Raw genomic sequence first — 26,574 nt, 5'->3', positions numbered from 1 at the left:
ATAGGAGGATTCCGCCGTGCTGCTGACCCTGGTCATCGTCTATCTGCTCATCACGATCGCCATCGGCCTGTATGCGGCCAGGCGTGTGAAGAACACCACCGACTTCGCGATCGCGGGGCGGCACCTGCCGCTCTACATGATCGTGACCACCACGTTCGCCACCTGGTTCGGCTCCGAGACGGTGCTGGGGATTCCGGCCAAGTTCATCGAGGGCGGGCTGAACGGCGTGGTCGAGGACCCCTTCGGTGCCGGCATGTGCCTGATCCTGGTCGGCCTGTTCTTCGCCGGCAAGCTCTACCGCATGACGCTGCTGACCATCAGCGACTACTACCGCGAGCGCTTCGGCCGCACCGTCGAGATCGCCTGCTCGCTGATCATCATGCTCAGCTACCTGGGCTGGGTCTCGGCGCAGGTGACGGCTCTCGGGCTGGTGTTCAACCTGCTGTCGGCCGGCGTCGTCAGCATCCCGATCGGCATGGTGATCGGCGTGGTCTCGATCCTGGCCTACACGCTGTTCGGCGGCATGTGGTCCGTGGCCGTGACCGACTTCATCCAGATGATCATCCTGGTGCTCGGCCTGACAGTGATCGCGGTGTTCGCCGGCAACATGGCCGGGGGCGCGGACAAGGTGGTGGCCTTTGCGGCCAGCAAGGACCTCTTCCGCTTCTGGCCGGAGCCGGCCTGGAAAGACATCGTCTTCTTCTTCGCTGCGGCCATCACCATGATGCTGGGATCGATCCCGCAGCAGGACGTGTTCCAGCGCGTGATGTCGGCCAACAGCGTGAAGGCGTCGACCCGCGGTCCGGTGATCGGCGGCATCTGCTACATCCTTTTCGCCTTCGTGCCCATGTTCCTGGTGGCAAGTGCGCTCCTGATCATGCCGGAGCAGACCGCCACCCTGCTCAAGGACGACCCGCAGAAGGTCATGCCCACGCTGGTGCTGGAGAAGATGCCTTTCGTCATGCAGGTGTTCTTCTTCGGCGCGCTGCTGTCGGCCATCAAATCGACCGCCTCGGCCACGCTGCTGGCGCCCAGCGTCACCTTCACCGAGAACATCTGGCGCCAGTTCCGCCCGGCCGGCAGCGACCGCGAGAACCTGCTGACCATGCGCATCACTGTGCTGCTGTTCAGCGCCGCCGTGCTCGCCTACGCGATCCGCATGCAGGGCACCCCGATCTACGAGCTGGTCTCGGGCGCCTACCAGGTGCCGCTGGTGGGCGCCTTCGTGCCGCTGGTCTGCGGCCTGTACTGGCAACGGGCGACCACCCAGGGCGCGGTGGCATCCGTGGTGCTGGGCATCGGGGTCTGGCTGTTGTTCCTGAGCATGCCCTGGGGCGAGGAATTCCCGGCCCAGCTCGCCGGCGTGCTGGCCTCCTTCGCGGGCATGTTCGCGGGCTCGCTGGCGCCGCAGTGGGTGCCCAACCGGCGCACGCCGCACCGGCCGCTGGCGGTCGATACTGTTTGAAAAGGCGTGAAGTACGCCGCGTGAGGGTGGGAGGCAACCCTCATGGCACCTTTTATGCCAACCTATAATTAGAGGCTTTGCGAGCGGCCGCCGGCCGCTTTTTCCTCTCCCCTTCTCATGCCAATCTACGCCTACAAGTGCAGCGCCTGCGGCTTTGCCAAGGACGTGCTGCAGAAACTGTCCGATGCGCCGCTGACCGACTGCCCGCAGTGCGGCGCCAGCGCATTCAGCAAGCAGGTCACCGCGGCCGGCTTTCAACTGAAGGGCTCGGGCTGGTACGTCACCGATTTCCGCGACGGCGGGGGCAAGAAGGGCGCAGAGAAGGGAAGTACCGACAAGGGCGATGCCGACAAGGGAGCAAGCGCGCCGGCTGAAGGCGCTTCCGCTTCGACCGGCACCGCCGATGCGCCTGCGGCGGCTGCGTCGCCCGCTGCGTCCCCGGCGCCCGCGCCTGCGCCTGCGCCGGCCGCCAAGGGCGACTGAGCGACGCCTCCATCCATGCTCGCCCTGCGCAAATGGTTGCTGTCCGGCCTGCTGGTCATCGTGCCGCTGGTCATCACGCTCGGCGTGCTGAACTGGATCATCGGCACGCTGGACCAGACGCTGTGGCTTTTGCCTGAAGACTGGCAGCAGTGGCTCAACGTGCACAAGGTGCGCGGCCTGGGCGTGCTGCTCACGCTGGCGATCCTGCTGGTCGTCGGCGCGACCGCCAGCAACTTCGTCGGCAAGCGCCTGCTGGGCTGGGGCGACGCGGTGGTGCGACGCATCCCGGTGGTGCGCTCGATCTATTCCAGCGTGAAGCAGGTATCGGACACGCTGTTCTCCGAGAACGGCAATGCCTTCCGCACCGCGGTGCTGGTCCAATGGCCGCGCGACGGCGTCTGGACCATCGCCTTCGTGACCGGTGCGCCCGGCGGCGAGGTGCTCTCGGAACTGGGCGGCGGCGACTACCTCAGCGTCTACGTGCCCACCACGCCCAATCCCACGGGCGGCTACTTCGTGATGCTCAGGCGCAGTGACTGCATCGAACTCAGGATGAGCGTGGACGACGCGCTCAAGTACATCGTGTCGATGGGCGTGGTCGTTCCCGGCGGCCCCGCGACCATCGCGAACAGATAAAACACGCGCCCCGACGGCGCCGGAATCCACTATGGCCATGCGTACTCACTATTGCGGTCTCGTGACCGAAGCCCTCCTGGGCCAAACCGTCACCCTGTCCGGCTGGGTCAACCGCCGCCGCGACCACGGGGGCGTGATCTTCATCGACCTGCGTGACCGCGAGGGCTACGTGCAGGTGGTGTGCGACCCCGACCGGGCTGCCACCTTCGCCACCGCCGAGGGCCTGCGCAACGAGTACTGCGTGCAGGTCACGGGCCTCGTGCGCGCGCGCCCCGAGGGCACCGTCAACGAGAACCTCAAGAGCGGCAAGATCGAGGTGCTCAGCCACGAGCTGAAGGTGATCAACCCATCGGTCACGCCCCCCTTCCAGCTCGACGACGACAACCTGTCGGAGACCACTCGACTCACGCACCGTGTGCTGGACCTGCGCCGCCCGGCGATGCAGCGCAACATGATGCTGCGCTACAAGGTCACGATGGAGGTGCGCAAGTTCCTCGACGCCAACGGCTTCATCGACATCGAGACCCCGATGCTCGGCAAGTCCACGCCCGAGGGCGCGCGCGACTACCTGGTGCCCAGCCGCGTGCACGACGGCAGCTTCTTCGCGCTGCCGCAATCGCCGCAGCTCTTCAAGCAGCTCTTGATGGTGGCCGGCTACGACCGCTATTACCAGATCGTCAAGTGCTTCCGCGACGAGGACCTGCGCGCCGATCGCCAGCCCGAGTTCACGCAGATCGACATCGAGACCTCCTTCATGGCCGAGGACGAGATCCGCGAGATGTTCGAAGGCATGATCCGCAAGGTGTTCCGCGGCGCGGCGCAGGTGGAGCTGCCGCCCTTCCCGGTCATGAGCTATGCGGACGCCATGTTCAAGTACGGCTCGGACAAGCCCGACCTGCGCGTGAAGATGGAGTTCACCGAACTCACCGACGTGATGCGCAATGTCGAGTTCAAGGTTTTTGCGCAGGCGGCCGGGATGACGGGCGGCCGCGTGGTGGCGCTGCGCGTGCCCGGCGGCGGCGCCGAGGGCGGCCTTTCGCGCAGCGACATCGATGCCTACACCGAGTTCGTCAAGATCTATGGCGCCAAGGGCCTGGCCTACATCAAGGTCAACGACGCTGCGCAAGGGCGCGAGGGCCTGCAGAGCCCGATCGTGAAGAACCTCAACGATGCCTCGCTGGCCGAGATCATCGCGCGCACCGGCGCGCGCAACGGCGACATCCTGTTCTTCGGCGCCGACAAGGAAAAGATCGTCAACGACGCCATCGGCGCGCTGCGCGTGAAGATCGGCCACAGCGCCTTCGGCCGCAAGAACGGCCTGTTCGAGGACCGGTGGGCGCCGCTGTGGGTGGTCGACTTCCCGATGTTCGAGTTCGACGAGGAAGGCCAGCGCTGGTCGGCGGTGCACCACCCCTTCACCTCGCCCAAGGACGGCCACGAGGACCTCATGGACACCGCGCCCGAGAAGTGCATTGCTAAGGCCTACGACATGGTGCTCAACGGCATCGAAATGGGCGGCGGCTCGGTGCGTATCCACCGCGAGGAGGTGCAGAGCAAGGTATTCCGCGCCCTCAAGATCAGCCCCGAGGATGCGCAGACCAAGTTCGGCTTCCTGCTGGACGCGCTGCAGTACGGCGCGCCGCCGCACGGCGGCATCGCGATCGGCCTCGATCGCCTGGTGATGCTGATGACCGGCGCCGAGTCGATTCGCGACGTGATCGCCTTCCCCAAGACCCAGCGCGCCCAGGACCTGCTGACGCAGGCGCCGAGCCCGGTCGACGAGAAGCAACTGCGCGAGCTGCATATCCGGTTGCGCAATCAACAGCCTGTACAGGGCGCCTGATTCGTCGGGGCTCGATGGCAACCATGGGCGCCGAGAGCTCCGCTCGCTTCAAAATCCCCGAATCGGTGCTGGTCGTGATCCACACGCCGGCGCTCGAGGTGCTGCTGATCCGGCGTGCCGACGCCGAGGACTTCTGGCAGTCGGTCACCGGCAGCAAGGACGATGTCGACGAGCCGCTGGCGCTCACGGCGGCGCGCGAGGTGGCCGAGGAGACCGGCATCGACTGCCGCGAGGGTAGCGCGCTGGCGTGCCACCTGCGTGACTGGCAGCTGCAGAACGTCTACGAGATCTACCCGCGCTGGCGTTCCCGCTATGCGCCGGGCGTCACCCACAACACCGAGCACCTGTTCGGCCTGTGCGTGCCCGAGCGCCTGACGCCTCGGCTGGACCCGCGCGAACACACGGATTGGCGCTGGCTGCCCTACCACGAAGCCGCCGACGCCTGCTTTTCCCCTTCGAATGCCGAAGCGGTCCTGCTCCTGCCAAAATTTGTGAAATGAACGCGCCGAGCACGCCGAGCACGAGCAGCAACCTCCGGGTCGCCACCTACAACATCCACAAGGGTGTGCAAGGCATCGGGCCCATTCGGCGTCTCGAGATCCACAACCTGGGCCACGCCATCGAGCAGCTCGACGCCGACATCATTTGCCTTCAGGAAGTGCGCAAGATGAACCGCCAGGCCGCTGCCCGCTTCAGCCATTGGCCGGAGCTGCCCCAGGCGGACTTCCTCGCCCCCGAGGGCTACACCGCGATCTACGAGACCAACGCCATCACGCGCCACGGCGAGCACGGCAACGCGCTGCTGACCCGCTGGCCGGTGTTGCGCAAGACCCACCAGGACATCTCCGATCACCGCTTCGAGCAACGCGGCCTGCTGCACGTGGCGATCGAGGTCGAAGGCCAGCCGGTGCATGCCATCGTGGTGCACCTGGGCCTGATCCGGGGCAGCCGCGTGCGCCAGGTCGCCTTGCTGCGCGAGTTCATCGAGCGCGAGATCCCGCCGGGCGAAGCGCTGGTGGTGGCCGGCGACTTCAACGACTGGGGCGCCCGCATGCGCTACGCCATGAACGCCATGGGCCTGCGCGACACCAGCGACCTGCGCGGGCCGCGCACGTTGACCTATCCTTCGCGCCTTCCGGTGGCGCAGCTCGACTTCATCTACGGCCGGCAGGTCCAGGCGGTCGCCACCACCGTGCCGCGCGGTCCGATCTGGGCCCGGATGTCCGACCACCTGCCGCTGGTGGCGGACTTCGTGCTATCAAAACAATAGCTTTATATTCAGACAGCAAGCGCGCTGCAGGGATATTCGACACTACTCATTCGCTGTTAGGATGCGCCGATGCTAAGGAAAATCGACACTGCCGAGCGTCCCGAGCCGGACACCGGGGACGAGGGCACACCCGTCTCCGTGAAGATCCGCGAGCGCCTGGTGGCCGCGCGCAGGCGCTTCTATGCCAACGACAACATCGCCGAGTTCATCGAGCCCGGCGAGCTCGAGCGCCTGCTCGACGAGGTCGAGCACAAGATGAAGCACGTGCTCGACGCCCTGGTCATCGACCTCGAGAACGATCACAACACCGAGAACACCGCGCGCCGTGTCGCCAAGATGTACCTGAACGAGGTCTTCAAGGGCCGCTACGTGGCCCAGCCCTCGCTCACCGAGTTTCCCAACGCCGAGCATCTGAACGAGCTCATGATCGTCGGCCCGATCACCGTGCGCAGCGCCTGCTCGCACCATTTCTGCCCCATCATCGGCAAGCTCTGGATCGGCGTGATGCCCAACGAGAAGACCAACGTGATCGGCCTGTCGAAGTACGCACGGCTGGCCGAATGGGTGATGAGCCGGCCCCAGATCCAGGAGGAGGCGGTGGTGCAGCTTGCCGACCTGATCCAGGAGCGCACCCAGCCCGACGGACTGGCGCTGGTGGTCGAGGCCGAGCACTTCTGCATGCAGTGGCGCGGCGTCAAGGAGATGGACAGCAAGATGATCAACTCCGTGATGCGCGGCGTCTTCCTCAAGGATTCCAACCTGCGGCGCGAATTCCTCGCGCTGCTCCCGCGCTACCGGAGCTGACAACCATGCTCGTACGACTGCTCTATGTCAGCCGCGCCGTCGACACCAGCCCCGACGCGGTGGACGCCATCCTCGCCCAATCGCGCTCGCACAACGCGGCCTGCGGCGTCACCGGCATCCTTTGCTACGGCGCCGGCGTATTCCTGCAAGCCATCGAGGGCGGCCGCAATGCGATCAGCGAGCTCTATGGCCATATCCAGAGGGACCCGCGCCACAAGGACGTGGTGCTGCTGCACTACGAGGAAATCTCGGAGCGGCGCTTCGGCGGCTGGACCATGGGGCAGGTCAACCTGTCCAAGCTCAACGTCTCGACCCTGCTCAAGTACTCGGAAAAGCCGGAGCTCGATCCCTACTCGGTCTCTGGCAAGGTCTCCCTCGCGTTGCTGGAAGAGCTGATGGCGACCGCCGCCATCGTCGGCCGCCACTGAGGGCGCATTTCCGCGGTGCCGACCCTGCTGCTGGGTTGCGATTTTTCCTGTGCGCCGAGCGCGCGCAAGCCCATCGTGCTGGCGCTCGGCCATGCAACGGCTGGCGGCGTGGCGCTGTCGCGGCTCGAGCGATTCGCCTCGCTGGAGGCGTGGTGCCGGTGGCTGGCCGGCCAGCCCGCATGGATCGGCGCTTTCGACTTTCCCTTCGGCCTGCCCCGCGAGCTGGTCGCGCATCTCGGCTGGCCGATGCAGTGGCAGCCCTTGATTGCGCACTATGCCGGCCTCGATCGCACCCTGATCCGTCAGACCTTCGCCGCTTTCTGCGCGGCGCGGCCGGTGGGCGGGAAATTCGCCCACCGCGCCACCGATGCGCCGGCCGGGTCCAGCCCGTCGATGAAGTGGGTCAATCCGCCGGTGGCCTTCATGCTGCATGCGGGCGTGCCGCGCCTGCTGGCGGCCGGCGCGGCGCTGCCCGGCCTGCATGTGCCTGAAAAGGCCGGTACGCGCATCGCACTGGAGGGCTATCCGGGCCTGCTGGCGCGCGAGCTGATCGGTCGGCGCAGCTACAAGAGCGATGAGGCTGCGCTTCAGACCGCAGTGCGGCGCGACGCGCGCGCCGAATTGCTCGCCGCGCTCGAAGGCGGGGCCACGCGCCTGGGCCTCGGGCTGGCGCTGGGCGATGCCGAGCGCGAGATGCTGCTCGCCGATGCCCGGGGCGACTGCCTCGATGCGGCACTCTGCCTGGTCCAGGCTGCCTGGGGCGCGGCCCGCCGGGCGAGCGCCGGTCCGGGCTACGGGTTGCCCGCGGCGATGGACCCGCTGGAAGGCTGGATCGTCACCGCCTGAAGTCCTGCACAGGTCAGGACGGGCCGGGTCCAACGAAAAAGCCCGGCGGCGCCGGGCTTTTCATTCGCGGAGCTCGCCCCGCCGTGCTCAGTGGCCGAGCCAGTCCTTCAACTCGTCGGCGTGCTCTTCCTCGTCGGCCAGGATCTCCTCCAGCATGCGCCGGGTCGTCGGGTCCTTGTCGCCGATGAGCGAGATCATCTGCCGGTAGGTTTCGATGGCGATGCGTTCGGCCACCAGGTTGGCGCGCACCATGGCCTGCAGGTCCTTGGACTCGTCGTAGTCGGCATGGCTGCGCTCGCGCAGCGTCTGCGGGTTGAAATCCGGGTCGCCGCCCAGCTGCACGATGCGCTCGGCGATCTTGTCCGCGTGGGCGGACTCCTCGTTGGCATGCACCAGGAATTCGTCGGCGATCGCCGGAGAGGCCTCGCCGCTCGCGGTGAAGTAGTGGCGCTTGTAGCGAAGCACGCAGACCAGCTCGGTCGCCAGCGCGTCATTGAGCAGCTTCACCACGTCGTCGCGCCAGGGCCCGTAGCCGGGCGTCACGGCACCGTCGTCCAGGCTCCTGGAAGCCGCGTCGATCTTGGCCTGGTCCAGCATCAGGCGCTGGGGTTTCTCTGCGATTGCATTCGTCATGGGAGATCCTTTCGTGGGGGGCTGTCCGGGTTCTTGTGCATCAGCGTGGTCACGAGATCGGCCACGTCGGATGTCTTCAGCACCGCGGCGAGCACTGCCGTGATGGACAGCAGGCGCCAGGGCCTGATCAGCACGATCAGCGCTCCGGCCCCGGCCGCAGCCGCCACGAGCCGGCCCGGCTGCTCGCGCGCATAGCGTTCGAGCAGCGGACGGGCGAGCTGGCCCGCGGCGTTGGCCGGATGTCGGCGCCACCAGCGCTGTACCACGTTGCGCGCCACGGAGGCCCAGGCGATGCGGTCGATCACCGTTTCGTGCCGCGGACTTCCTGGGGCCACCTCATCCGCAGTCGCATAGCGATCTGCGTGGCGCTCGCGGCCCTGCAACTGCTCGACCAGGGCGCGGCGCGAGACGGCCAATCGCTGTTGCGGGGTCAAGGCTTCCTGCTCAACTCCCACGGCTCTCTCCTGCGGCCCGGAGGGCATGGACGTCGGCATCGACCTGCGAGCGCAATTCGTCGAATCCGTGGAAGGCCATGGGTCGCGCAGCGACGTAGCCGGCAATCAGCGCGATGACCGCCGCAACGCCGGGAACGGCGACCAGGACCCAATGAAAATTGCTCTGGAGAACGCCGAGCATGACCGCCGTGCCCGTGAGGCCAAGGGCCAGCATCGCACTGACCGCCGCGAGCACGCCCGCAATGAGGCGTGCAATCAGCCCCCTGCTGGCCTCCGCCGTCTCCAGCCTGAGCAGCGCCGCATAGTTCGAGGCATGTTCGGCGATCAGTTCCGGATGCCTGAGCACCGTCGAAAAAATGGGATGGAGCATGGGTGCGGCAGGCGGCGGCAGGGAGGGGGCGGCTCAGATCAGTAGTCGTCCCGGCTGCGGCGGCTCGCGAGCACGATCAGCGCGGTGATGGCCGCGCCGGCCGCGGCGGCGATGAGCACCGACCGCACCGGCTGGTCTGCGATGTAGCGGCCGGTCACATCGGCTGCCTGTTCGAGGCGGCGTTGGGCGCGGGCGCTGGTCGTCGAGGCGGCGTCGAGGCCGCGCTGCACCGCCTGCTGAACGCGGGCGGCCAGCTGTTCTACCGTGGGTTCAGCCTCGCGGCGCAGGTCGCGAACCTTCTCGCCGGCGGCATTCACCGCGTTCTGCGCATAGGCGCGGGTGCTGTCGATGGCATCGCTGGCAGTTTGACGTGCCTCTTCTGCCAGCTGCGACGGGGTCTTGATCGTGCTCATGAAAAAAGTCCTTCCGGAAGAGAAATAGTGCGAGAGCCCGCTCATCGTAACGATGCTGTCATCGTCGCATCAAGCCCGCGATGAAACTGGCGAGTGCCAGCACGATGAAGATGACGAAGAGAATCTTCGCGATGCCAACGGCGCTGGCCGCGATGCCGCCGAAGCCGAAGACCGCGGCGATCAGTGCGATGACCAGGAACACGACTGCGTAATACAACATGCTGGACTCCTTTTCGCGTGTCTCGTTGTTGTGGATCACGGCCCTGCGCTCGGCGCGAAGAGCATGGAGAAGACATTAGATGAGCGCCCCGCCCGAACCTGTCAGCAGCCAAGGTCTGGGGGCGTAGGAGAGGGCCGAATCGCGGCCGCGCCCCGCGGCGACGCCTGTCGCTCAGGCCCGCTGCCGGGCCGGCGCAGGGGCGGCCGGCGTGGCACCGGAAGAAGGCAGGCTGGCGCTCAGGCGTGTCCCTTGGCCGGGCGCGGACGAGACGGTCAGCCTGCCCTTGGCGGTCTCCACCCGATGACGCATGCCCGCCAGGCCATGGGAGGCGACGCGCGGGGCCTGGGCATCGAATCCCTTGCCGTTGTCGCTCACCTCGACCACCACGTGGTTGCCGTAGTTCTTCATCACGATGCTGGCTTCGGACGCCTGCGCGTACTTGCCGATGTTGGTCAGGCTCTCCTGCACCATGCGATAGACGGTGAGCTCGTTGGCCTCGTCGAGCGCCACCGGCTCCAGCACCATCTCGATCTCGACGCCGGAGCGCTCGGCGAACTCGCGGCCCAGGATCTCCAGAGAAGCGATGAGGCCCAGGTTGGAGAGCGAGGAGGGCCTCAGGTCCTCGATGATGCGGCGCTTGAGCGCGATGCCGCTGTTGAGCAGCTCGTTCAGGTGCTGCAGCCGCTGTATCGCATCCGGCAAATCGGCCAGGCGCGACTTCAGCCGCGCGACATCGAGCTTGGCCGCCGTCAACAGGGAGCCCAGCTCGTCGTGCAGCTCGCGTGCGAGGAAGCCGCGCTCGGTCTCCCGCACTTCCTGCAGGTGGGTGGCGAGCTCGGCCAGCGTGGCGGTCCGCTCCCGCACCTCGTCCTCGAGCGCGTTGCGCTCGCGCTGCAGGGCTTCCTGCTGGCGCTCGCCGGCCGAGCGCAGCGCATGCGTCTGGCGCAGGTAGAGGTAGAAGGCGGCCAGCCCCGCCAGCGCCACCAGCCCGATGCCGATGCGGGCGAAGCTCAGCGACTTGGCAACCTGTGCCTGCCCCCGCAACAAGGCCTCGTTGCTGAGCTCGACGAGCTCGCCGGCCTGTTGCCGGATGGCTTCCATCTCCTCGCGGCCGACGTCGGTGGTGATCACGAATTTCCAGGCGTCGTCATTGCCTTCCTGCCGCAGCCGCACGCTCATGTCGATTTCGGCGAGCTTGCGCGAGACGTGCTTGGCGAGCTCGGCCAGGCGCGCGGCCTCGGCAGGGCGCCGGGCGTAGAGCGACTGGAGGGCGGCCAATTGGCCATCGACTTTCTTCACCGCGCTGTCGTAGGGCTCGCGATAGCGCGCTTCTCCCGTCAACAGGTAGCCGCGCTGGCCCGTTTCGGCATCGACGATGCTTTGGAGCAGCAAATTGAGTGCGACCCGTATGCGCTGCGCTTCGCCGATCTCGGTCAGCGCCTGCGTAGACTGTCGGTAGCCCGCCTCGTTGATACCCACGAGCGTGAGCGCCGCGAGCATCGCGAGCGTGAGGCCGGCGGCCATCTTCGGGAAAGCTAACCAGCGCATGGGGTCTCCGCGCGACGCGAACAGAACAAATTCAGGAATAATCGACGTGAACCAGGGGGCAGTTTGCTGCGACGCAAAAGGCCGCGACACGACAAAGAAGGTACCAGATGATCAAGATCGGAATTGTGGATGACCATGCCATCGTGCGCTCCGGCCTGCGGCAGTTCTTCTCGGAACATGTCGACTTGCGCGTGGTGGGGGAGGCGGCCAGCGGGCGCGAGGCCATCGAGCTGGTGCGCACCACCGAGCTGGACGTGCTGGTGATGGACCTCTCGATGCCCGGGCAAAGTGGCATCGACGCGCTGGCGATGATCCGCGCCAAGGCCCCGGACGTGGGCATTCTCATACTCAGCGGCTACCCCGAGGAGCACTACGCAATGAACCTGATCCGGCAGGGCGCGAGCGGCTACCTCAACAAGGAATGCGACCCGATCGAAATCGTGAACGCCATCCGCACGATTTCCCTGGGCCGTCGCTACATCACGCCCGCGGTCGCCGAGTTGCTGGCGCGGCAGCTCGACCGAAAGGACGACGCGGCGCCGCACGAGCAGCTGTCGGAACGCGAGTTCCAGGTCTTCCTCAAGCTCGCCAAGGGCGAGACGGCGGGGGACATCGCCAAGACCCTGTCGCTGTCGGTCAAGACGGTCAGCACCTACCGCACGCGCCTCATGGAGAAGATGAACCTCTCCTCCAACAGCGACCTCACCTACTACGCGCTGAAGAACAAGCTGATCGACTGAGCGGCGCGAGGCGCCCCCGCAGAGGGGGCGCCGCACGAACGGGGCCATCGGCGCGACCGGGGTAGAGGGCTTCAGCTCGAGCCCGATGTCTGCCGAAGCGTCGAGGACTGCTCGATGCAAAAGTCGATCAGTGCGTCGATCTCGTTCGACTTGTCGAAGACCGCATCCACGCCGAACTGGGCGCAGCGCTTGCGGATGTCGGGCGTGGCGTAGTTGCTGAGCACCACGATCTTCTGCTCGGGCCGGCGTGTACTCACGGCCTGCAGCACGCCCAAGCCACTGCCCTGCTTCAGGAACAGGTCGACGATCGCCAGTTCCCACTGTTCGCTGTTCTCCGCCAGCCAGCGAACCGCCTCCGCCTCGGTCTCGGCAAAGCCGACCGCCGAAATGCACGTGAGTTCTTCCAGAGTGCCGACGAGGTTCTCGCGGATCGTGACGTTGTCTTCGACGATGTAGGTTTTCAATCTGGGGTCCATGGAGAACCGCGCGTCTGCCTGCAATGAAACTTCGCGACCTTAACGGATGAACGCGATGATAGCTATTGTTGTAAATGCTGCTGCGGTGGATCAGCCGGCATGATGCCCGCTGCGACGTGTTGCGTTTGTAGGCTCGTTCTTACGAATTTTGTGGGCTGAGAAGCTGTCGAAGCCCCTGCCGAGCCCCATCCGTTCGCGCGCTTCGGTTGCCCGTAGGCTGCGCCCCACAGTGGGTGCTGTCGGGCGCCGACCCTGGCGCGACGCCGCACCCTCTAGGCTCGGACCATCGAGCCGCGGCGCTTCCCTGCCACGGCTTCAACCCCGTCGCCGAGGTGCAGAGATGAAGATGATGTGGAATTACGGGGCCATCGCTCTGTTGACCTTAGCCGCCGCCGCAGTGGTGGCGACCGGCGAGCCCGCCAGCGCCGAGCTGAAGCTGGCCGAGTCCGCCGCTCACGCCGCCGCGGATGTCGGCACGACGGCTTTGGGTTTCCTCGCGTCCCCAGCCTCCATCACCGCGACGCCTGACAAGACCAGCGTACCGTGACCCCATCGCCTGCCCGCAAGCCGCGAATGTCCCTCGGGATGCGGGTCGGCGTCGTCCTGCTGGGGCTGTTCGCGGCGCTCTTGCTGCTGCTGGCCCTGTTCCCCTGGGACGCCCTGCGCGAGCCGGTCAATCGCTACGTCAGCGAGCGTACCGGGCGCAAGTTCGAGATCACCCGCCGGCTGGACGTCGACCTGGGCTGGCGCAGCGCCGCCGTGAAGCTCGACGGCGTCGAGTTCGCCAATCCGTCATGGGCCCGCGAGCCCTACCTGGTGCGCGCCGAGCATGCGGCCTTCGATATCCGGCTGTGGCCCTTGCTGTCCGGGCGCGTCGTGATCCCCCGCCTGGCCCTGACATCCCCCACGCTGGGCCTGCAGATGGAGGAGGACGGCCGGCGCACCTGGGCGTTGGGCAAGAACACCTCGGACGAGGGCTCGGTGCCGGTCATCGGCCTGATGGAAGTCGACCGGGGCACGCTCGACTTCCTGGCAGAGCACCTCGGCGTGGATCTGCACGCCGACTTCAGCTACGACAGCAGCCGCGGCGAGATGCCGCTGGACTTCCGCATCAAGGGACGCTATCAGCGGCAGCCGTTGACGGCCCAGGGCCGGACCGGCAACGTGCTCCAGCTCAACGCTGCCGGCCAGCCGCCGTTCCCGCTGGAGATCGATGCGGCCGCCGGCCACACGCGGCTGAAGGCCAAGGGCACGGTGGCGGAGCTGGCCAGCCTGGACGGCATCGATGCACGATTCGATCTCAAGGGCCGGAACCTGGGCGACCTGTACGGCTTGCTCGGGATCGCCTTGCCCCAGACTTCGCCCTATTCATTGAGCGGCGAGCTGCGCAAGCGCGCCAAGCTGTGGGAAGCGGCGGGGCTCAAGGGAAAGCTGGGCCTCTCCGACATCGGCGGCGACATGAAATTCGACCAGTCGCAGAAGATTCCCTACCTCTCGGGCACCCTGCGTTCGCGCGTGATGGACATGGACGACCTCGGTCCGCTGATCGGCCTGCCGCCGACCGAGCGCTCGGCCAAGGCCATCGAAGGCGTGGCGCCCCCGCCGAGCATCGATGAGGTCAAGCGCACGCGCCGCGACCGCGGTCGGAAGGTGTTGCCCGACGCCACGCTGGACTTCGAGCGCCTGCGTGCCATGAACGCCGACGTGAAGTACGCTGCCGAGCGCATCCGGAACGTGCGCGAGCTGCCGCTGGACAAGGGCAGCGTGCAGATCAGGCTGAAGGACGGCGTCCTGACGCTCGATCCCCTCAATGTGGGCTTGGCCAGCGGAACGGTCGCAGGCGCGATCCGCATCGACGGCGCCCAGAATCCGGCCGAGATCCGTGCGGCACTGGACGTGCGCGGAATGCAGCTCAGTCGTCTGATCCCGAAGATCGAAACCATGCGCACCAGCTTCGGCAAGCTCGATGGGCGGATCAATCTCTCCGGACGCGGCAACTCGGTGGCGAGCTGGCTGGGCCATGCGTCCGGCGACGTCGCCGCGCTCACGGGCCGGGGGGAATTCAGCAACCTGCTGCTGGAGGTCATGGGGCTCGATGGCGGCGAGGTCATCAAGTTTCTCTTGCGCGGGGACAAGAACGTGGTGATGCGCTGCGCCGCGATGGCTTTCGATGTCGACAAGGGCACCATGCACAGCCGCAGCGTCGTTCTGGACACCGAGGACACCATCTTCAATGTGAGCGGCCAGGCCAGTCTGTCGAACGAAACGCTGGATTTCGTCGTTCGGCCTCAGCCCAAGGACAAGAGCATCCTGTCGCTTCGCACGCCGCTGCTCGTCAGCGGCACCTTTGCCGCCCCAAGGGCAGGCCTGGAGCCCGGCTCGCTGGCGACGCGCGGCGCCGCAGCGTTGGTGCTGGGAGCCCTGAATCCCTTGCTGGCGCTTGCCGCCACGGTGGAAACGGGTCCCGGTACCGACGCCGACTGCCAGGAGGTCCTGGCCCTGGCCAAGCGGCCGGCCTCGCGCGAGGCGGCGGCTGGCGCGGCCAAGGCCAAGAAGCAATAGCTACAGCAGCCGTAGGGTGGGGGCGTGGGCGAGGGCGCTCAGCCCGCCGCCGGGCGGTGACCGCAGACGCTGCAGCCCGGATCGCGCGCCACCCGCAGGGTATCGAAGGCCGTGCGCCGGCCGTCGAACATCAGAAGGCTGCCTGCCAGCGAGGGGCCGATGCCGGCAAGCAGCTTCAGGGCCTCGCTGGCTTCCAGCGTGCCGATGGTGCCGACCACCGGCGCGAACACGCCGAGCACGGCACAGCGGGTCTCTTCGAAGTCGGCGTCGGGCGGGAACAGGCAGGCATAGCACGGGGAGGCGGCATCGCGCGTGTCGTACACGCTCAACTGGCCGTCGAAGCGGATGGCCGCACCGGCCACCAGGGGCTTGGCGTGCGCCACGCAGGCCCGGTTCACCGCGTGCCGTGTGGCGAAGTTGTCGCTGCAGTCGATCACCACGTCCGCCGTGGCCACCAGGCGGTCCAGCAGCGCCTCGTCGGCGCGCTCAACGTGGGTCTCGATGCGGATTTCGGGGTTGATGTCCCGCATCGCCGCGGCCGCCGATTCGACCTTGGCCTGGCCGACGCGGGCCGTGCTGTGGGCGATCTGGCGCTGGAGGTTGGTCAGGTCGACCTCGTCGTCGTCGACCAGCGTGATGCGGCCGACGCCGGCCGCCGCCAGATACAGCGCAACCGGCGAGCCCAGCCCGCCGGCGCCGATCACCAGCGCATGGCCGGCGCTGACGCGCGCCTGGCCGTCGATGCCGAATTCCTCGAGGAGGATGTGGCGCGAGTAGCGCAGCAGGTCCTGGTCTTCCATGCGCCGCGCGGGCCGATACCGGCGCTCCCACGTTCAGGGAGCCTGGCCGGGATCAGTTTTCCTTCTTCTCTTCCTTGTTCTCGACGATCACCTGGGTCTTGCTCACCAGCACGGGCTGGCCCTTGAGCCGGTTCAATGCCTGCACCAGCGGGAAGTCCTTCTCGTTGCCGAACTCGGGCACCTTGCGGTCCTGCGGCGGCTTCTTGGCTTCTTCCTCGAGGCGCTTGCGGGCCTCGTCGCGGGCCTTCTCGCGCTCCGGGTCCTTGGCTTCGGGCCCCTGGCCGCTCGCCAGGTGCTTCTCGAGGTCGGCCTCGCGCATGCGCAGTGCCGCGAAGGGGCTGCCCTCGGCGCTCTCGTCGATCAGCACGTTGGGGACGATCCCCTTGGCCTGGATCGAGGTGCCGCTGGGCGTGTAGTAGCGTGCCGTCGTGATCTTGAGCCCCGTGTCCGGGCCGAGCGGGCGCACCGTCTGCACCGAGCCCTTGCCGAAGGTCTGGCTGCCCATCACGATGGCGCGCTTGTGGTCTTGCAGCGCCCCGGCCACGATCTCGCTGGCGGAGGCCGAGCCTTCGTTCACCAGAACCACCAGCGGCACTGTCTTGAGGCCGGCGGGCAGGTTGCGCAGCGGGTCGCTGCCCGCGCGTCGCTGGTAATACTCGGGCGCGGCCTTGTAGACCGACTTGCTCTCCGCCAGCTGGCCGTCGGTGGACACCACCGTGACGTTCTCGGGCAGGAAAGCGGCCGAGATGGCCACCGCCGCGTCGAGCAGGCCGCCCGGGTCGTTGCGCAGGTCCAGCACCAGTCCCTTGAGATTGGGTTCCTGCTTGTAGATCTCTTCGACCTTCTTGACGAAGTCGTCGACCGTGCGCTCCTGGAACTGCGACAGGCGAATCCAGCCGTAGCCCGGCTCCATCACCTTTCCGCGCACCGATTGCGTGCGGATCTCCTCGCGCGTGATGGTCACGGGGAAGGTGCGGTTCTCGTCCTTGCGGAAAATGGTCAGCAGCACCTTGGTGTTGGCCTCACCCCGCATGCGCTTGACCGCCTCGTTGAGCGTCAGCCCGCGCACGGCGGTGTCGTCGATCCGGGTGATCATGTCGTTCGGCTTGAGGCCGGCGCGGAAGGCGGGCGAGCCTTCGATAGGCGACACGACCTTGATCAGGCCGTCCTCCTGCGAGATCTCGATGCCCACGCCGACGAAACGTCCGGTGGTGCCCTCTCGAAATTCCTTGAAGGACTTCTTGTCGAAGTACTGCGAATGCGGGTCGAGCCCGGCGACCATGCCCGAGATCGCATCCGAGATGAGCTTCTTCTCGTCGACCGGCTCGACGTAGTCGCTCTTCACCATGCCGAACACGGCGGCAAGCTGCTGCAGTTCTTCGAGTGGGAGGGGAGCCAGTGAACCTCGTGCAACAGTTTGCAACGAGACGGTGGTCAGCGCGCCGGCAACGGCGCCGGCTGCGACCCAGCCGGTGATCTTGAGTTTCTGGCCCATGTAGATGTCCTTGTCGCCTGTCAAACGAATATACACAGCTTCGAAGGTGGTTGTCTGCCGAAGTTCTGCGTACCCGAGGGTGGCGCGGCAGATTTTCCGGTCTTCAGGCCTTGCCTTGCGCGGCCACTGCGGCGGCGGCCTTCTCGGCAGCCGCGGCATCGCCCAGGTAGTAGTGCCGCAGCGGCTTGAGCTCGTCGTCGAGCTCATAGACGAGCGGGATGCCGTTCGGGATGTTGAGGCCGACGATGTCGTCGTCGGAGATGCCGTCCAGGTACTTGACGAGCGCTCGGATCGAATTGCCGTGCGCCGACACCAACAGCCGCCGGCCGGCGCGGATCGCCGGCGCCATCGACTCGTTCCAGAAGGGCAGCACGCGCGCCACGGTGTCCTTGAGACACTCGGTCAGCGGCACCTGCTCCGGCGCCAGCTTCGCGTAGCGCGGATCGCCGCGCTCGCTGCGCGGGTCGTTGGGCTCGAGCGGCGGCGGCGGCACGCTGTAGCTGCGGCGCCAGGTCAGCACCTGCTCGTCGCCGTACTTCTTGGCCGTCTCGGCCTTGTTGAGGCCCTGCAGCGCGCCGTAGTGGCGCTCGTTGAGGCGCCACGAGTGCACCACGGGCAGCCAGGTGCGGTCGAGCTCGTCGAGCGTGTGCCACAGCGTCCGGGTGGCGCGCTTGAGCACGCTGGTGTAGGCGACATCGAAGTCGTAGCCCTCGGCCTTGAGCAGCCGGCCGGCCTGCTTGGCCTGCTCGATGCCCAGGGGGGTCAGGTCGACGTCGGTCCAGCCGGTAAAGCGGTTTTCGAGATTCCAGGTCGATTCGCCATGGCGAATCAGTACCAGTTTGTGCATGGGGGAGGCCTTTGGGAACGCTTGCCAAAACCCGACATTCTAAAATCTCGCGTTTGCCCAACCGAGGAACTCCGTGAAATTCATCGTCGACAACTGGATGCTGATCCTGATTGCGCTCAGCTCCGGCGGCATGCTGGCCTGGCCACTGCTGCGCGGGGCCAACTCCGGATCGCTGACGGCGCAGGGCGCGGTGCAGCTGATCAATCGCGAGCGCGCCGTGGTGGTCGATGTGCGCGAGCCGGAGGAATTTGCCGCCGGCCACATGACCGGCGCCAAGAACGTGCCGCTCAACCAGCTCGAGGAAAAGCTCACCGCCGCGGTCAAGAACAAGGCGGTGCCGCTGTTGCTGGTGTGCGCCACCGGGTCTCGGGCCCAGCGCGCGGTCGCCGTCGCCAAGAAGCTCGGCTACGAGCAAGCCCAAGCCGTGGCCGGCGGGCTGAAATCCTGGAAAGAGGCTAACCTGCCGGTTGAAAAGGCCTGAACTCCCAGAAAGGCCTGAACTCCCAGACCTTCCCGAACATGAGCACGATGCAAGCCGTCAAGATGTACACCACCGCCGTCTGCCCCTACTGCATTCGCGCGAAGCAAATCCTCAAAGCCAAGGGCGTCGACCATATCGAGGAAATCCGTATCGACGGCGATCCGCAGGCCCGCATCACGATGATGAACATTACCCAGCGGCGCACCGTGCCGCAGATCTTCATAGGGGACACCCACGTGGGCGGCTGCGACGACCTCATCGCGCTCGACAGCCGCGGCGGCCTGGTGCCGTTGCTGCAGGGCGCCTGAGAGGCTGCGCCGCGGGGCGATAATCGCCCCTCTCCATTCCATCCCAACGCTCCAGCCCGCCCTCGGGACACCTTTCTCCCCGGCGGGCGTTGTTTTGACTTTCGAAAGTTCAGCCATGGCCGACCAGCAAGCCCTAGACCCCGTCTTCCAGATCCAGCGCGTCTACCTGAAAGACCTGTCGCTCGAGCAGCCGAACTCGCCGGCCATCCTGCTCGAGCAGGAGCAGCCCACCGTCGACATCCAGCTCGGCGTCGACGCCCAGCCGGTGACCGACGGCATTTTCGAGATCACCGTTTCGGCCACCGTGCAGACCAAGATCCAGGACCGCACCGTGTTCCTGGTCGAGGCCAAGCAGGCCGGCATCTTCGAGATCCGCAACCTGCCCGAAGAGCAGATGGGCCCGATCCTCGGCATCGCCTGCCCGCAGATCGTCTACCCCTACCTGCGCGGCAATGTGGCCGACGTGATCCAGCGCGGCGGCTTCCCGCCGGTGCACCTGGCCGAGATCAACTTCCAGGCCATGTTCGAGCAACAGCAGGCCCAGGCGGCCGGCCAGGCTTCGCCGATCGTCACCCAGTAAGACGCCAGAGCGCATTGAGCCGCCGCCGATGAAGATCTGCGTGCTCGGTGCCGGCGCCTGGGGAACGGCGCTGGCAGTCAATGCTGCGGGCCGCCATGCGGTCAGCCTCTGGGCGCGCGACGCGGCCCAGGTGCAGGCCATGACCGCAGCGCGCGAGAACACGCGCTACCTGCCCGGCATCCCGCTCCCGTCTTCTCTCGTCCTGCGCGGCGGCCCTGCGCTCGCCGCGATCGCCGATGCGGAACTCGCGATCATCGCCACTCCCATGGCCGCGCTGCGCGAGCAGCTCCTGTTGTTGCGCGATGCAGCCTGCCCCGTGGCCTGGCTCTGCAAGGGCGTGGAGCCCGCCCTGGCCGGCGCCGACGGGCTGCTGGCCCACGAAGTCCAGGCCCAGGTGGCGCCGACCCTCGTGGCCGGCGTGCTCAGCGGCCCCAGCTTCGCGCAGGAGGTCGCGCAGGGCCGGCCGACCGCGCTGGTCGCCGCCAGCTTCCACGCAGATCTGCGCGACGCGCTGGTCGATGCCTTCCATGGCCCCAGCCTGCGCGTCTACGCCAACGAGGACATCGTGGGCGTCGAGGTCGGCGGCGCCGTCAAGAACGTGCTTGCGATTGCCACCGGCCTGGCCGACGGCCTGGCCCTGGGCCTCAATGCACGCGCCGCGCTGATCACGCGCGGCCTGGCCGAGATGACGCGCCTGGGCCTGGCCCTGGGCGCCCGGGCCGACACCTTCATGGGGCTCTCGGGCCTGGGCGACCTGGTGCTCACCGCCACCGGCGATCTCTCGCGCAACCGCAGGGTCGGCTTGCTGCTGGCCCAGGGGCAGACCCTCGCCCAGGCGGTCGATTCGCTCGGCCACGTGGCCGAGGGCGTCTATTGCGCGCGCACGGTCGTGCAGCGCGCCCGCCATCTGGGCGTCGAGATGCCCATCGCGGAGAGCGTCGTGGCCCTGCTTGACGGCCGCGTGCGGCCCGCCGAGGCCGTGGCCGAATTGATGAAACGCGAGCCGGGGTTGGAGACCCCCTGAAGCCCGTCGCAGCCGCTCGCGACAGACAGAACGACACGCAATGGACGACAACTTCTTCGACTTTTCCTCGGCCCGGATCGCCGAACTGGCCGCCGCCGATGCTGCGCGCGCCCTGCGCGAGGACGCGGGCGACGGCGACCTCACCGCCGCCCTGGTGCCGGCCGGCACGCGCGCCACCGCCCGCGTGCTGCTGCGTGAGCCCGCCGTGCTGTGCGGCGCGCCCTGGGCAGAGGCCGTCGTGCGGCAGCTCGACCCGCAGGCGCGCATCGCGTGGCATGGCGACGAAGGCGGGCGTTGCGCGGCCGACCAAGTGGTGCTGGAGATCGAGGGCGACGCCCGCGCCTTGCTGACCGCCGAGCGCACCGCGCTGAACTTCCTGCAACTGCTGAGCGCGGTGGCGACCCGCACCGCCGGCTACGTGGAGGCCGTGCGCGGCACGCGCGCCGCGATCGTCGACACCCGCAAGACCCTGCCCGGCCTGCGCCTGGCGCAGAAATACGCGGTGCGCACGGGCGGCGGCACCAACCACCGCATCGGCCTCTACGACGCCATCCTGATCAAGGAAAACCACATCGCCGCGGCCGGCGGCGTCGGCGCCGCGCTGCGAGCCGCGGCACAGGCAGGCCGCCGGGCGAAGTTCGTCGAGATCGAGGTCGAGACCCTGGCCCAGCTCGACGAGGCCCTGGCCCACGGTGCCCGCATGATCCTGCTCGACAACATGGACCTGCCCATGCTGCGCGAGGCCGTACGGCGCAACGATGCGGCCGGAGATGCCCGCGCCGTGCTCGAGATCTCGGGCGGCGTCACGCTGGACGGCGTGCGCGCCCTCGCGGAGACGGGCGTGGACCGCATCTCGGTCGGCGCACTCACCAAGGACATCGAGGCGATCGATTTCTCGATGCGTTTCCAGGAAGCCTGAGCCATGACATCAGCGGTCATCAGCGTCGATTACGAGCAGCCCGTGGTGTTGCAGCCGGTTTCCGGCGCCGTTTGCAACACGCGCCATGCCTGGGCCCGCGTGCCGTCCGAGCCCACGCCGGCCGAGCGCGAGGCGCTCAAGACGCGCATCCGCCGCCTGCTGCTGGAACGCAATGCGGTGATGGTGTCGCATTACTACGTGCATCCGGACCTGCAGGACCTGGCCGAGGAGACGGGCGGCCTCGTCAGCGACTCGCTCGAGATGGCACGCTTCGGCCGCGACCATGCGGCGCAGACGCTGGTGGTCTCCGGCGTGCGCTTCATGGGCGAGACGGCCAAGATCCTGTCGCCCGAGAAGCGCGTGCTCATGCCCGACCCGGACGCCACCTGCTCGCTCGACCTCGGCTGCCCGGTCGACGCCTTCAGCGCCTTCTGCGACCAGCACCCGGACCGCACCGTCGTCGTCTACGCCAACACCAGCGCCGCCGTCAAGGCGCGCGCCGACTGGCTGGTCACCTCCAGCTGCGCGCTCGACGTGGTGCGCGCACTGCATGCGCAAGGCCGCAAGATCCTGTGGGCGCCCGACCGGCACCTGGGCGACTACATCCGGCGCGAGACCGGTGCCGACATGCTGAGCTGGGACGGCGCGTGCATCGTGCATGACGAATTCAAGTCGCTCGAGCTGGAACTGCTGATCGAGGCCCATCCCGGCGCCAAGGTCCTGGTGCACCCCGAATCGCCGGCATCGGTGATCGCGCTGGCCGACGCCGTGGGCTCCACCTCGGGCATCCTCGCCGCCGCGCAGCGCATGGATGCGCGCGAGTTCATCGTCGCCACCGACACCGGCCTGCTGCACAAGCTGCGCACGCTCAACCCCGGCAAGACCTTCATCGAGGCGCCCACCGCCGGCAACGGCGCCACCTGCAAGAGCTGCGCGCACTGCCCCTGGATGGCAATGAACGGCCTGGCCGGCCTGGCCCGCGTGCTGGAGACGGGCGAGGGCGAGGTGCATGTCGATCCGGCGTTGGGCCTGCGCGCGCGCGTGCCGATCGACCGCATGCTGGCCTTCACCGCCGGGCTCAGGAAAGGCCAGCCGGCGGGCAGCCTGGTGGCCGGCATCGGCGCGGCCTGATGGTGCCGGTCTCCGCGCTCATCGACTTTTCTTCTCCCGGCGAAACAGGCGACGCGCCCCGGCTGCGGCATGCCTTCGGGGCGCCGCGCGAGGTCCTGCAGGCGCGCGCGGCGACCGAGGTCCGGCCGTTGCTGGATGCCGTGCAGGCGCAGGCGCGGCAAGGACGCTGGTGCGTGGGCTATTTGCGCTACGAGGCGGCCGGCGCATTCGATCCGGCACTGGCGGTGCGCGATCCCGATGGACCGCTGGCCTGGTTCGGTGTCCACGACGGGCCGCTGCCCTGGCCCCCCGGCGAGGGCGACGCGGCGCAGCCCGCGCTGGCGTGGGAGGAGGCGCTGTCCCGGCGCGAGTTCGACCTCGCGCTGTCGCAACTGCACGAGGCCATCGCCGCCGGTCAGCTCTACCAGGTCAACTACACCTCGACGCTGCGCGGCCGTCTCGACGGTACTGCGGGCGCCGATCCGCACGCTGCCGCGCGCGCCCTGTTTGCGGCACTCCAGCGCGCGCAGCCCGGCGGCTACGCGGCCTACATCGACGATGGCGAGGAGCAGGTGCTGTCGGCCTCGCCCGAGCTGTTCTTCGACTGGCGCGCGCGCCGGCTGCTCGCGCGCCCCATGAAGGGCACCGCTGCGCGCGGCGCGACCGCGCAGCAGGACGCCCAGGCCGCCGCCCGGCTGCGCCATTCGGCCAAGGAGCGCGCCGAGAACGTCATGATCGTCGACCTGCTGCGCAACGACATGTCGCGCCTCGCCGAGCCCTTCTCGGTGCGCGTGCCGCGCCTTTTCCATGTCGAAGCGTTGCCGACCGTCTGGCAGATGACCTCCGACGTCGAGGCGCGGACGCGGTCCGGCTGCACGCTGGGCGACGTGTTCGAGGCGCTGTTTCCTTGCGGTTCGGTGACGGGCGCTCCCAAGGTCGGCGCCATGCGCATGATCCGGCAGCTGGAGCGCGAGCCCCGCGGCGTCTATTGCGGCGCCGTGGGCCTGGTCCGCCCCGGCGGCGATGCCACCTTCAACGTGCCGATCCGCACCGTCACGCTGCGCGGCGGCGTGGCCCGTTGCGGCATCGGAAGCGGCATCGTCGCCGAGTCGCGCTCCGATGGCGAATGGCAGGAATGGCAGCACAAGCGCGCCTTCCTGGATCGCGCCAGTGCGCCCTTCGAGCTGCTGGAGACGCTCGCGCTGGAAGACGGCCGGCTGCGCGATGCGCCGGCCCACCTGGCGCGCATGGCGGCCGCGGCGGCGCATTTCGGCTATCCCTGGCCGGAGCAGGCTGCGGCGCAGCGCCTGGAACAGCTGCGCCAGGCGCACCCGCAGGGGCGCTGGCGCGTTCGCCTTCTGCTCGACCAGCGCGGCCGCGTGCAGGCACAGGCCCACGCGCAGGACGCCGCGCCGCCGCGCGTGCGCCTGCAACTGGCCGACCGTCCCCTCGACGCCTCGGACAGCGAGTTCGTGCGCTTCAAGACCACGCGCCGCGCGCACTACGAGGCCTTTGCACCGACGCGCGAAGGCGTGTTCGACACCCTGCTGTGGAATGCACGCGGCGAGCTGACGGAATGCACGCGCGGCAACGTGGCCTTTCGCATCGATGGCCGATGGGTGACGCCGCCGCTGGCCTGTGGGCTGCTGGGCGGCATCGGGCGCGAGCGCTGGCTGCGCGAAGGGCGGCTCGCAGAGTCCGTGGTGCGCCTGGAGGATCTGCCGCGGCTGGAAGCGCTGGCATTCGTGAACAGCCTGCGGGGCTGGATCGACGCGGAGCTGGACGCGCCGCCGATCGCCTGAGCCGGCGACTGCTGCCGCTCAGCCCTCATACCAAAGCGCGCTCTACAGAATCAATCCGTTCACGCTTTCAGCCCGAACGGTTCTTGTCGATCGAACGCGAGTCGGTATCAGCCCTCACGCGCCGAGCTCGAGCAGGCACTCGTCGCCCAGCGCATCGCGCCAGACACGCACCCGCGAAGGCGGCGGCTGCAGGTCGGCCAGCGCGCGGCAGATGAACAGGCAGAGGTTCTCCAGCGTCGGAATGCCCAGGCCCGGCACGTCGTCGAGCAGATGATGGTCGAGCCGCGCGCGCACGGCCTGCAGGCGCTCGCGCAGCAGGCCGAGATCGATGACCATGCCGGTCGCGGGATCGAGCGGGCCGCGGACCGAGACCTCCGCGTGGTAGGTATGGCCGTGGATTCGGCGGCTGCCTTCGGACTCGATCTCGCGCCGCAGCGTATGGGCGGCGTCGAAGAAGAAGCGTTGGCTGAGGGTGAGTTGCGGTGGGGACATCGGATGCAGGTGGGGGCGCTGCGCGCCGCCCGGGGATGTGCTTCAGCGGATGCCGGTCAGCTTGTGGGTTTGCAGGCTCAGCCGCCAGCCGGGCCGGCGCATGCAGGTGTCGATGCACAGCGCCGTGTTCTCGGACTGGGCCGGGCCGTCCATCGGCTGCAGGAAGCGGTGTGCAAACTCCCCGTGGGCCTCCAGTGCGTCGAGTTCGAGGCCGGGCTGCGGCCAGACGACCTTGAGCTCCTGCCCGCTGCGCTGGACCCAGGGCGCGCCGGCCTTCGGGCTGATGCACAGCCAGTCGATGCCCTTTGGCGCGGCGATGGTGCCGTTGCTCTCCACCGCGATGCGGAAGCGGCGCCCGTGCAGCGCGGCGATCAGGTCGGCGTCCACCTGCAGCAGCGGCTCGCCGCCGGTGAGCACCACCAGCCGATGCTCGGCGTCCCCGGCCGGCCATTGCGCGGCGATGACGTCGGCCAGCGATGCGGCGCTCGCGAACTTGCCGCCCAGCGTGCCGTCGATGCCGACGAAGTCGGTGTCGCAGAAGCGGCAGACGGCGCTGTCGCGGTCCTGCTCGCGGCCGCTCCACAGATTGCAGCCGGCAAAGCGGCAGAACACGGCGGGCATGCCGGCCTGCCCGCCCTCGCCCTGCAGGGTGTAGAAGATTTCCTTGACGCTGTAGCTCATCCGGAAGTCAGGCGTCGATTTCCAGGTTGTCGATCAGCCGCGTCTTGCCGAGCCGGGCCGCCGCGAGTGCCACCAATGGCTCGCCGGCGGCCGGCGCCTGCAGGTCGGCGCGGCGGCGCAGCACCATGTAGTCGGGTTGCCAGCCACGCGCTTGCAGCGAACGCATCGCACGCGCCTCGATCGCCGCGAGATCGCGCTCGCCGGAGCGCAGCGCATCGGCCATGGCGCGCAACGCTTTCGACAGCTGCACCGCCTCGGTCCGCTCGGCCTCGCTCAGGTAGCCGTTGCGCGAGGACAGCGCCAGGCCGTCCTCGGCGCGCCGCGTCTCGCTTCCGACGATCTCGATCGGCAGCGCGAACTGCCGCACCATGTGGCGGATCGTCATGAGCTGCTGGTAGTCCTTCTTGCCGAACATCGCGAAGCGCGGCTGCACGCAGCCGAAGAGCTTCATCACCACGGTGCACACGCCGATGAAAAAGCCGGGCCGGAAATGCCCTTCGAGGATGTCGGCGAGCGCCGGATCGGGATGCACCTTGCAGGTCTGGGGCTCGGGGTAGAGCGTCTTCTCGTCCGGCGCGAACAGCAGGTCGCAGCCCACCGAGCGCAGCTTCTCGCAGTCGCTGTCCCAGGTGCGCGGGTAGGTGTCGAAGTCCTCGTGCGGCAGGAACTGCAGGCGGTTGACGAAGATGCTGGCCACCGTGACGTCGCCCAGCGGCTTGGCCTGCTGTACCAGCGCCAGGTGGCCATCGTGCAGGTTGCCCATCGTGGGGACGAAGGCGGGCCGGTTGTAGCGGCCGAGGAATTCGCGCAGTTCGGGAAGGGTGCGTGCGATGTGCATGGGGT

The 26,574-nt window shown here is 68.0% G+C and carries 32 protein-coding genes; 19 read left to right on the top strand and 13 right to left on the bottom strand.

All coding sequences use genetic code 11. From position 1 onward, the window contains the following. Positions 1-16: 16 nt before the first annotated feature. The 9 genes from AC3A6Y_RS16435 to AC3A6Y_RS16395 all read left to right on the top strand — a co-directional run bounded on the left by AC3A6Y_RS16435 (position 17) and on the right by AC3A6Y_RS16395 (position 7,775). Positions 17-1,465: a high affinity choline transporter 1 gene (locus AC3A6Y_RS16435; RefSeq protein WP_487869303.1), complete on the top strand. Its 1,449-nt coding sequence runs from the start codon at positions 17-19 to the stop codon at positions 1,463-1,465. A gap of 117 nt (positions 1,466-1,582) precedes the next feature. Beyond that, a complete protein-coding gene (locus AC3A6Y_RS16430) occupies positions 1,583-1,948 on the top strand; it encodes an FmdB family zinc ribbon protein (protein WP_487869302.1) in 366 nt (121 codons plus the stop codon). 15 nt (positions 1,949-1,963) lie between these two features. Beyond that, positions 1,964-2,584 (top strand): DUF502 domain-containing protein, encoded by a 621-nt coding sequence (locus AC3A6Y_RS16425; RefSeq protein WP_487840639.1) that lies wholly within the window; start codon positions 1,964-1,966, stop codon positions 2,582-2,584. Positions 2,585-2,615: 31 nt separating this feature from the next. Beyond that, on the top strand, positions 2,616-4,427 hold the full coding sequence (gene aspS / locus AC3A6Y_RS16420) for an aspartate--tRNA ligase (RefSeq protein ID WP_487869301.1): 1,812 nt from the start codon (positions 2,616-2,618) through the stop codon (positions 4,425-4,427). 23 nt (positions 4,428-4,450) lie between these two features. Beyond that, positions 4,451-4,927: a dihydroneopterin triphosphate diphosphatase gene (gene nudB / locus AC3A6Y_RS16415; RefSeq protein ID WP_487869300.1), complete on the top strand. Its 477-nt coding sequence runs from the start codon at positions 4,451-4,453 to the stop codon at positions 4,925-4,927. Continuing rightward, complete coding sequence (locus AC3A6Y_RS16410) at positions 4,924-5,697, top strand: endonuclease/exonuclease/phosphatase family protein (RefSeq protein ID WP_487869299.1); 774 nt, start codon at positions 4,924-4,926, stop codon at positions 5,695-5,697. Before nudB ends, AC3A6Y_RS16410 begins: the two co-directional genes overlap by 4 nt. A 69-nt stretch (positions 5,698-5,766) precedes the next feature. Beyond that, the gene (gene folE / locus AC3A6Y_RS16405; RefSeq protein ID WP_487869298.1) at positions 5,767-6,501 is read left to right on the top strand and encodes a GTP cyclohydrolase I; all 735 of its coding nucleotides are present in this window, start codon (positions 5,767-5,769) and stop codon (positions 6,499-6,501) included. Positions 6,502-6,506: 5 nt separating this feature from the next. Further along, a complete protein-coding gene (locus tag AC3A6Y_RS16400; RefSeq protein WP_487869297.1) occupies positions 6,507-6,929 on the top strand; it encodes a BLUF domain-containing protein in 423 nt (140 codons plus the stop codon). Positions 6,930-6,953: 24 nt separating this feature from the next. Continuing rightward, positions 6,954-7,775 carry a DUF429 domain-containing protein gene (locus AC3A6Y_RS16395; protein ID WP_487869953.1) on the top strand — a complete coding sequence of 274 codons (822 nt, stop codon included), beginning with the start codon at positions 6,954-6,956 and terminating at the stop codon, positions 7,773-7,775. Positions 7,776-7,862: 87 nt separating this feature from the next. On the opposite strand, the gene AC3A6Y_RS16390 is transcribed toward AC3A6Y_RS16395, so the two are convergent. From AC3A6Y_RS16390 to AC3A6Y_RS16365, 6 genes are all read right to left on the bottom strand, one after another. Next, positions 7,863-8,408 carry a ferritin-like domain-containing protein gene (locus AC3A6Y_RS16390; RefSeq protein ID WP_487869296.1) on the bottom strand — a complete coding sequence of 182 codons (546 nt, stop codon included), beginning with the start codon at positions 8,406-8,408 and terminating at the stop codon, positions 7,863-7,865. Next, positions 8,405-8,863 (bottom strand): hypothetical protein, encoded by a 459-nt coding sequence (locus tag AC3A6Y_RS16385; RefSeq protein WP_487869295.1) that lies wholly within the window; start codon positions 8,861-8,863, stop codon positions 8,405-8,407. The genes AC3A6Y_RS16390 and AC3A6Y_RS16385 overlap by 4 nt, the downstream gene beginning before the upstream one ends. Beyond that, complete coding sequence (locus AC3A6Y_RS16380) at positions 8,853-9,233, bottom strand: hypothetical protein (protein ID WP_487869294.1); 381 nt, start codon at positions 9,231-9,233, stop codon at positions 8,853-8,855. The genes AC3A6Y_RS16385 and AC3A6Y_RS16380 overlap by 11 nt, the downstream gene beginning before the upstream one ends. A 38-nt stretch (positions 9,234-9,271) precedes the next feature. Beyond that, complete coding sequence (locus AC3A6Y_RS16375; RefSeq protein WP_106556537.1) at positions 9,272-9,646, bottom strand: hypothetical protein; 375 nt, start codon at positions 9,644-9,646, stop codon at positions 9,272-9,274. A gap of 58 nt (positions 9,647-9,704) precedes the next feature. Beyond that, a complete protein-coding gene (locus tag AC3A6Y_RS16370; RefSeq protein ID WP_083944504.1) occupies positions 9,705-9,866 on the bottom strand; it encodes a DUF1328 domain-containing protein in 162 nt (53 codons plus the stop codon). Positions 9,867-10,037: 171 nt separating this feature from the next. Continuing rightward, on the bottom strand, positions 10,038-11,414 hold the full coding sequence (locus AC3A6Y_RS16365) for a CHASE3 domain-containing protein (protein ID WP_487869293.1): 1,377 nt from the start codon (positions 11,412-11,414) through the stop codon (positions 10,038-10,040). 107 nt (positions 11,415-11,521) lie between these two features. Between AC3A6Y_RS16365 and AC3A6Y_RS16360 the strand changes: the two genes are divergently transcribed. Beyond that, positions 11,522-12,154, top strand: a complete 633-nt coding sequence (locus AC3A6Y_RS16360) for a response regulator (protein WP_028249172.1) — start codon at positions 11,522-11,524, stop codon at positions 12,152-12,154. Positions 12,155-12,225: 71 nt separating this feature from the next. Here the strand turns inward: AC3A6Y_RS16360 and AC3A6Y_RS16355 are convergent, their stop codons facing one another. Further along, a complete protein-coding gene (locus AC3A6Y_RS16355) occupies positions 12,226-12,630 on the bottom strand; it encodes a response regulator (RefSeq protein ID WP_487869292.1) in 405 nt (134 codons plus the stop codon). Positions 12,631-12,970: 340 nt separating this feature from the next. Here AC3A6Y_RS16355 and AC3A6Y_RS16350 point away from each other — a divergent pair, with 340 nt between their 5' ends. Next, entirely contained in the window at positions 12,971-13,177 is a 207-nt protein-coding gene (locus AC3A6Y_RS16350) for a hypothetical protein (RefSeq protein ID WP_487869291.1), read from the top strand. Positions 13,178-13,203: 26 nt separating this feature from the next. After that, a complete protein-coding gene (locus AC3A6Y_RS16345) occupies positions 13,204-15,192 on the top strand; it encodes an AsmA family protein (RefSeq protein WP_487869290.1) in 1,989 nt (662 codons plus the stop codon). Positions 15,193-15,230: 38 nt separating this feature from the next. Here the strand turns inward: AC3A6Y_RS16345 and AC3A6Y_RS16340 are convergent, their stop codons facing one another. From AC3A6Y_RS16340 to gpmA, 3 genes are all read right to left on the bottom strand, one after another. Continuing rightward, on the bottom strand, positions 15,231-15,992 hold the full coding sequence (locus tag AC3A6Y_RS16340; protein WP_487869289.1) for a HesA/MoeB/ThiF family protein: 762 nt from the start codon (positions 15,990-15,992) through the stop codon (positions 15,231-15,233). Between the two features lie 52 nt (positions 15,993-16,044). Continuing rightward, entirely contained in the window at positions 16,045-17,487 is a 1,443-nt protein-coding gene (locus tag AC3A6Y_RS16335; protein WP_487869288.1) for a S41 family peptidase, read from the bottom strand. Positions 17,488-17,590: 103 nt separating this feature from the next. Continuing rightward, positions 17,591-18,334, bottom strand: a complete 744-nt coding sequence (gpmA, locus tag AC3A6Y_RS16330) for a 2,3-diphosphoglycerate-dependent phosphoglycerate mutase (RefSeq protein WP_487869287.1) — start codon at positions 18,332-18,334, stop codon at positions 17,591-17,593. Positions 18,335-18,407: 73 nt separating this feature from the next. Here gpmA and AC3A6Y_RS16325 point away from each other — a divergent pair, with 73 nt between their 5' ends. The 7 genes from AC3A6Y_RS16325 (at position 18,408) to pabB (ending at position 24,558) form a co-directional block, all read left to right on the top strand. Then, on the top strand, positions 18,408-18,815 hold the full coding sequence (locus AC3A6Y_RS16325; RefSeq protein ID WP_487869286.1) for a rhodanese-like domain-containing protein: 408 nt from the start codon (positions 18,408-18,410) through the stop codon (positions 18,813-18,815). 47 nt (positions 18,816-18,862) lie between these two features. Continuing rightward, positions 18,863-19,123 carry a glutaredoxin 3 gene (gene grxC, locus AC3A6Y_RS16320; RefSeq protein ID WP_487869285.1) on the top strand — a complete coding sequence of 87 codons (261 nt, stop codon included), beginning with the start codon at positions 18,863-18,865 and terminating at the stop codon, positions 19,121-19,123. A 115-nt stretch (positions 19,124-19,238) separates the two neighbouring features. Next, entirely contained in the window at positions 19,239-19,703 is a 465-nt protein-coding gene (gene secB, locus AC3A6Y_RS16315; RefSeq protein WP_487869284.1) for a protein-export chaperone SecB, read from the top strand. A gap of 28 nt (positions 19,704-19,731) precedes the next feature. Then, complete coding sequence (locus AC3A6Y_RS16310; RefSeq protein WP_487869283.1) at positions 19,732-20,727, top strand: NAD(P)H-dependent glycerol-3-phosphate dehydrogenase; 996 nt, start codon at positions 19,732-19,734, stop codon at positions 20,725-20,727. 40 nt (positions 20,728-20,767) lie between these two features. Further along, the gene (nadC, locus tag AC3A6Y_RS16305; RefSeq protein WP_487869282.1) at positions 20,768-21,646 is read left to right on the top strand and encodes a carboxylating nicotinate-nucleotide diphosphorylase; all 879 of its coding nucleotides are present in this window, start codon (positions 20,768-20,770) and stop codon (positions 21,644-21,646) included. Positions 21,647-21,649: 3 nt separating this feature from the next. After that, on the top strand, positions 21,650-22,777 hold the full coding sequence (nadA, locus tag AC3A6Y_RS16300) for a quinolinate synthase NadA (RefSeq protein WP_487869281.1): 1,128 nt from the start codon (positions 21,650-21,652) through the stop codon (positions 22,775-22,777). Beyond that, positions 22,777-24,558, top strand: a complete 1,782-nt coding sequence (gene pabB, locus AC3A6Y_RS16295; RefSeq protein ID WP_487869280.1) for an aminodeoxychorismate synthase component I — start codon at positions 22,777-22,779, stop codon at positions 24,556-24,558. The genes nadA and pabB overlap by 1 nt, the downstream gene beginning before the upstream one ends. A 114-nt stretch (positions 24,559-24,672) precedes the next feature. On the opposite strand, the gene AC3A6Y_RS16290 is transcribed toward pabB, so the two are convergent. The 3 genes from AC3A6Y_RS16290 to panC are packed head-to-tail and all read right to left on the bottom strand — an operon-like array spanning position 24,673 to position 26,569. Beyond that, positions 24,673-25,050 carry a 6-carboxytetrahydropterin synthase gene (locus AC3A6Y_RS16290; RefSeq protein ID WP_487869279.1) on the bottom strand — a complete coding sequence of 126 codons (378 nt, stop codon included), beginning with the start codon at positions 25,048-25,050 and terminating at the stop codon, positions 24,673-24,675. Between the two features lie 42 nt (positions 25,051-25,092). After that, entirely contained in the window at positions 25,093-25,731 is a 639-nt protein-coding gene (gene queE, locus AC3A6Y_RS16285) for a 7-carboxy-7-deazaguanine synthase (protein ID WP_487869278.1), read from the bottom strand. Between the two features lie 7 nt (positions 25,732-25,738). Continuing rightward, positions 25,739-26,569 carry a pantoate--beta-alanine ligase gene (panC, locus tag AC3A6Y_RS16280; RefSeq protein WP_487869277.1) on the bottom strand — a complete coding sequence of 277 codons (831 nt, stop codon included), beginning with the start codon at positions 26,567-26,569 and terminating at the stop codon, positions 25,739-25,741. Positions 26,570-26,574 lie beyond the last annotated feature (5 nt).

The organism is Variovorax sp. Soil_C_17 (genome assembly GCF_057657265.1).
This window is presented reverse-complemented; position numbering and strand designations above follow the sequence as displayed.

Coding starts and splice junctions, on each gene's coding strand:
- AC3A6Y_RS16310 (WP_487869283.1), top strand. CDS start 19,732: ATGAAGATCTGCGTGCTCGGTGCCGGCGCCTGGGGAACGGCGCTGGCA.
- pabB (WP_487869280.1), top strand. CDS start 22,777: ATGGTGCCGGTCTCCGCGCTCATCGACTTTTCTTCTCCCGGCGAAACA.
- AC3A6Y_RS16345 (WP_487869290.1), top strand. CDS start 13,204: ATGTCCCTCGGGATGCGGGTCGGCGTCGTCCTGCTGGGGCTGTTCGCG.
- AC3A6Y_RS16400 (WP_487869297.1), top strand. CDS start 6,507: ATGCTCGTACGACTGCTCTATGTCAGCCGCGCCGTCGACACCAGCCCC.
- AC3A6Y_RS16380 (WP_487869294.1), bottom strand. CDS start 9,233: ATGCTCCATCCCATTTTTTCGACGGTGCTCAGGCATCCGGAACTGATC.
- AC3A6Y_RS16350 (WP_487869291.1), top strand. CDS start 12,971: ATGAAGATGATGTGGAATTACGGGGCCATCGCTCTGTTGACCTTAGCC.
- AC3A6Y_RS16370 (WP_083944504.1), bottom strand. CDS start 9,866: ATGTTGTATTACGCAGTCGTGTTCCTGGTCATCGCACTGATCGCCGCG.
- folE (WP_487869298.1), top strand. CDS start 5,767: ATGCTAAGGAAAATCGACACTGCCGAGCGTCCCGAGCCGGACACCGGG.
- AC3A6Y_RS16290 (WP_487869279.1), bottom strand. CDS start 25,050: ATGTCCCCACCGCAACTCACCCTCAGCCAACGCTTCTTCTTCGACGCC.
- secB (WP_487869284.1), top strand. CDS start 19,239: ATGGCCGACCAGCAAGCCCTAGACCCCGTCTTCCAGATCCAGCGCGTC.
- AC3A6Y_RS16365 (WP_487869293.1), bottom strand. CDS start 11,414: ATGCGCTGGTTAGCTTTCCCGAAGATGGCCGCCGGCCTCACGCTCGCG.
- AC3A6Y_RS16335 (WP_487869288.1), bottom strand. CDS start 17,487: ATGGGCCAGAAACTCAAGATCACCGGCTGGGTCGCAGCCGGCGCCGTT.
- AC3A6Y_RS16430 (WP_487869302.1), top strand. CDS start 1,583: ATGCCAATCTACGCCTACAAGTGCAGCGCCTGCGGCTTTGCCAAGGAC.
- nadA (WP_487869281.1), top strand. CDS start 21,650: ATGACATCAGCGGTCATCAGCGTCGATTACGAGCAGCCCGTGGTGTTG.
- AC3A6Y_RS16340 (WP_487869289.1), bottom strand. CDS start 15,992: ATGGAAGACCAGGACCTGCTGCGCTACTCGCGCCACATCCTCCTCGAG.
- AC3A6Y_RS16360 (WP_028249172.1), top strand. CDS start 11,522: ATGATCAAGATCGGAATTGTGGATGACCATGCCATCGTGCGCTCCGGC.
- AC3A6Y_RS16375 (WP_106556537.1), bottom strand. CDS start 9,646: ATGAGCACGATCAAGACCCCGTCGCAGCTGGCAGAAGAGGCACGTCAA.
- aspS (WP_487869301.1), top strand. CDS start 2,616: ATGGCCATGCGTACTCACTATTGCGGTCTCGTGACCGAAGCCCTCCTG.
- AC3A6Y_RS16390 (WP_487869296.1), bottom strand. CDS start 8,408: ATGACGAATGCAATCGCAGAGAAACCCCAGCGCCTGATGCTGGACCAG.
- nadC (WP_487869282.1), top strand. CDS start 20,768: ATGGACGACAACTTCTTCGACTTTTCCTCGGCCCGGATCGCCGAACTG.
- AC3A6Y_RS16410 (WP_487869299.1), top strand. CDS start 4,924: ATGAACGCGCCGAGCACGCCGAGCACGAGCAGCAACCTCCGGGTCGCC.
- gpmA (WP_487869287.1), bottom strand. CDS start 18,334: ATGCACAAACTGGTACTGATTCGCCATGGCGAATCGACCTGGAATCTC.
- nudB (WP_487869300.1), top strand. CDS start 4,451: ATGGGCGCCGAGAGCTCCGCTCGCTTCAAAATCCCCGAATCGGTGCTG.
- AC3A6Y_RS16425 (WP_487840639.1), top strand. CDS start 1,964: ATGCTCGCCCTGCGCAAATGGTTGCTGTCCGGCCTGCTGGTCATCGTG.
- queE (WP_487869278.1), bottom strand. CDS start 25,731: ATGAGCTACAGCGTCAAGGAAATCTTCTACACCCTGCAGGGCGAGGGC.
- grxC (WP_487869285.1), top strand. CDS start 18,863: ATGCAAGCCGTCAAGATGTACACCACCGCCGTCTGCCCCTACTGCATT.
- AC3A6Y_RS16355 (WP_487869292.1), bottom strand. CDS start 12,630: ATGGACCCCAGATTGAAAACCTACATCGTCGAAGACAACGTCACGATC.
- panC (WP_487869277.1), bottom strand. CDS start 26,569: ATGCACATCGCACGCACCCTTCCCGAACTGCGCGAATTCCTCGGCCGC.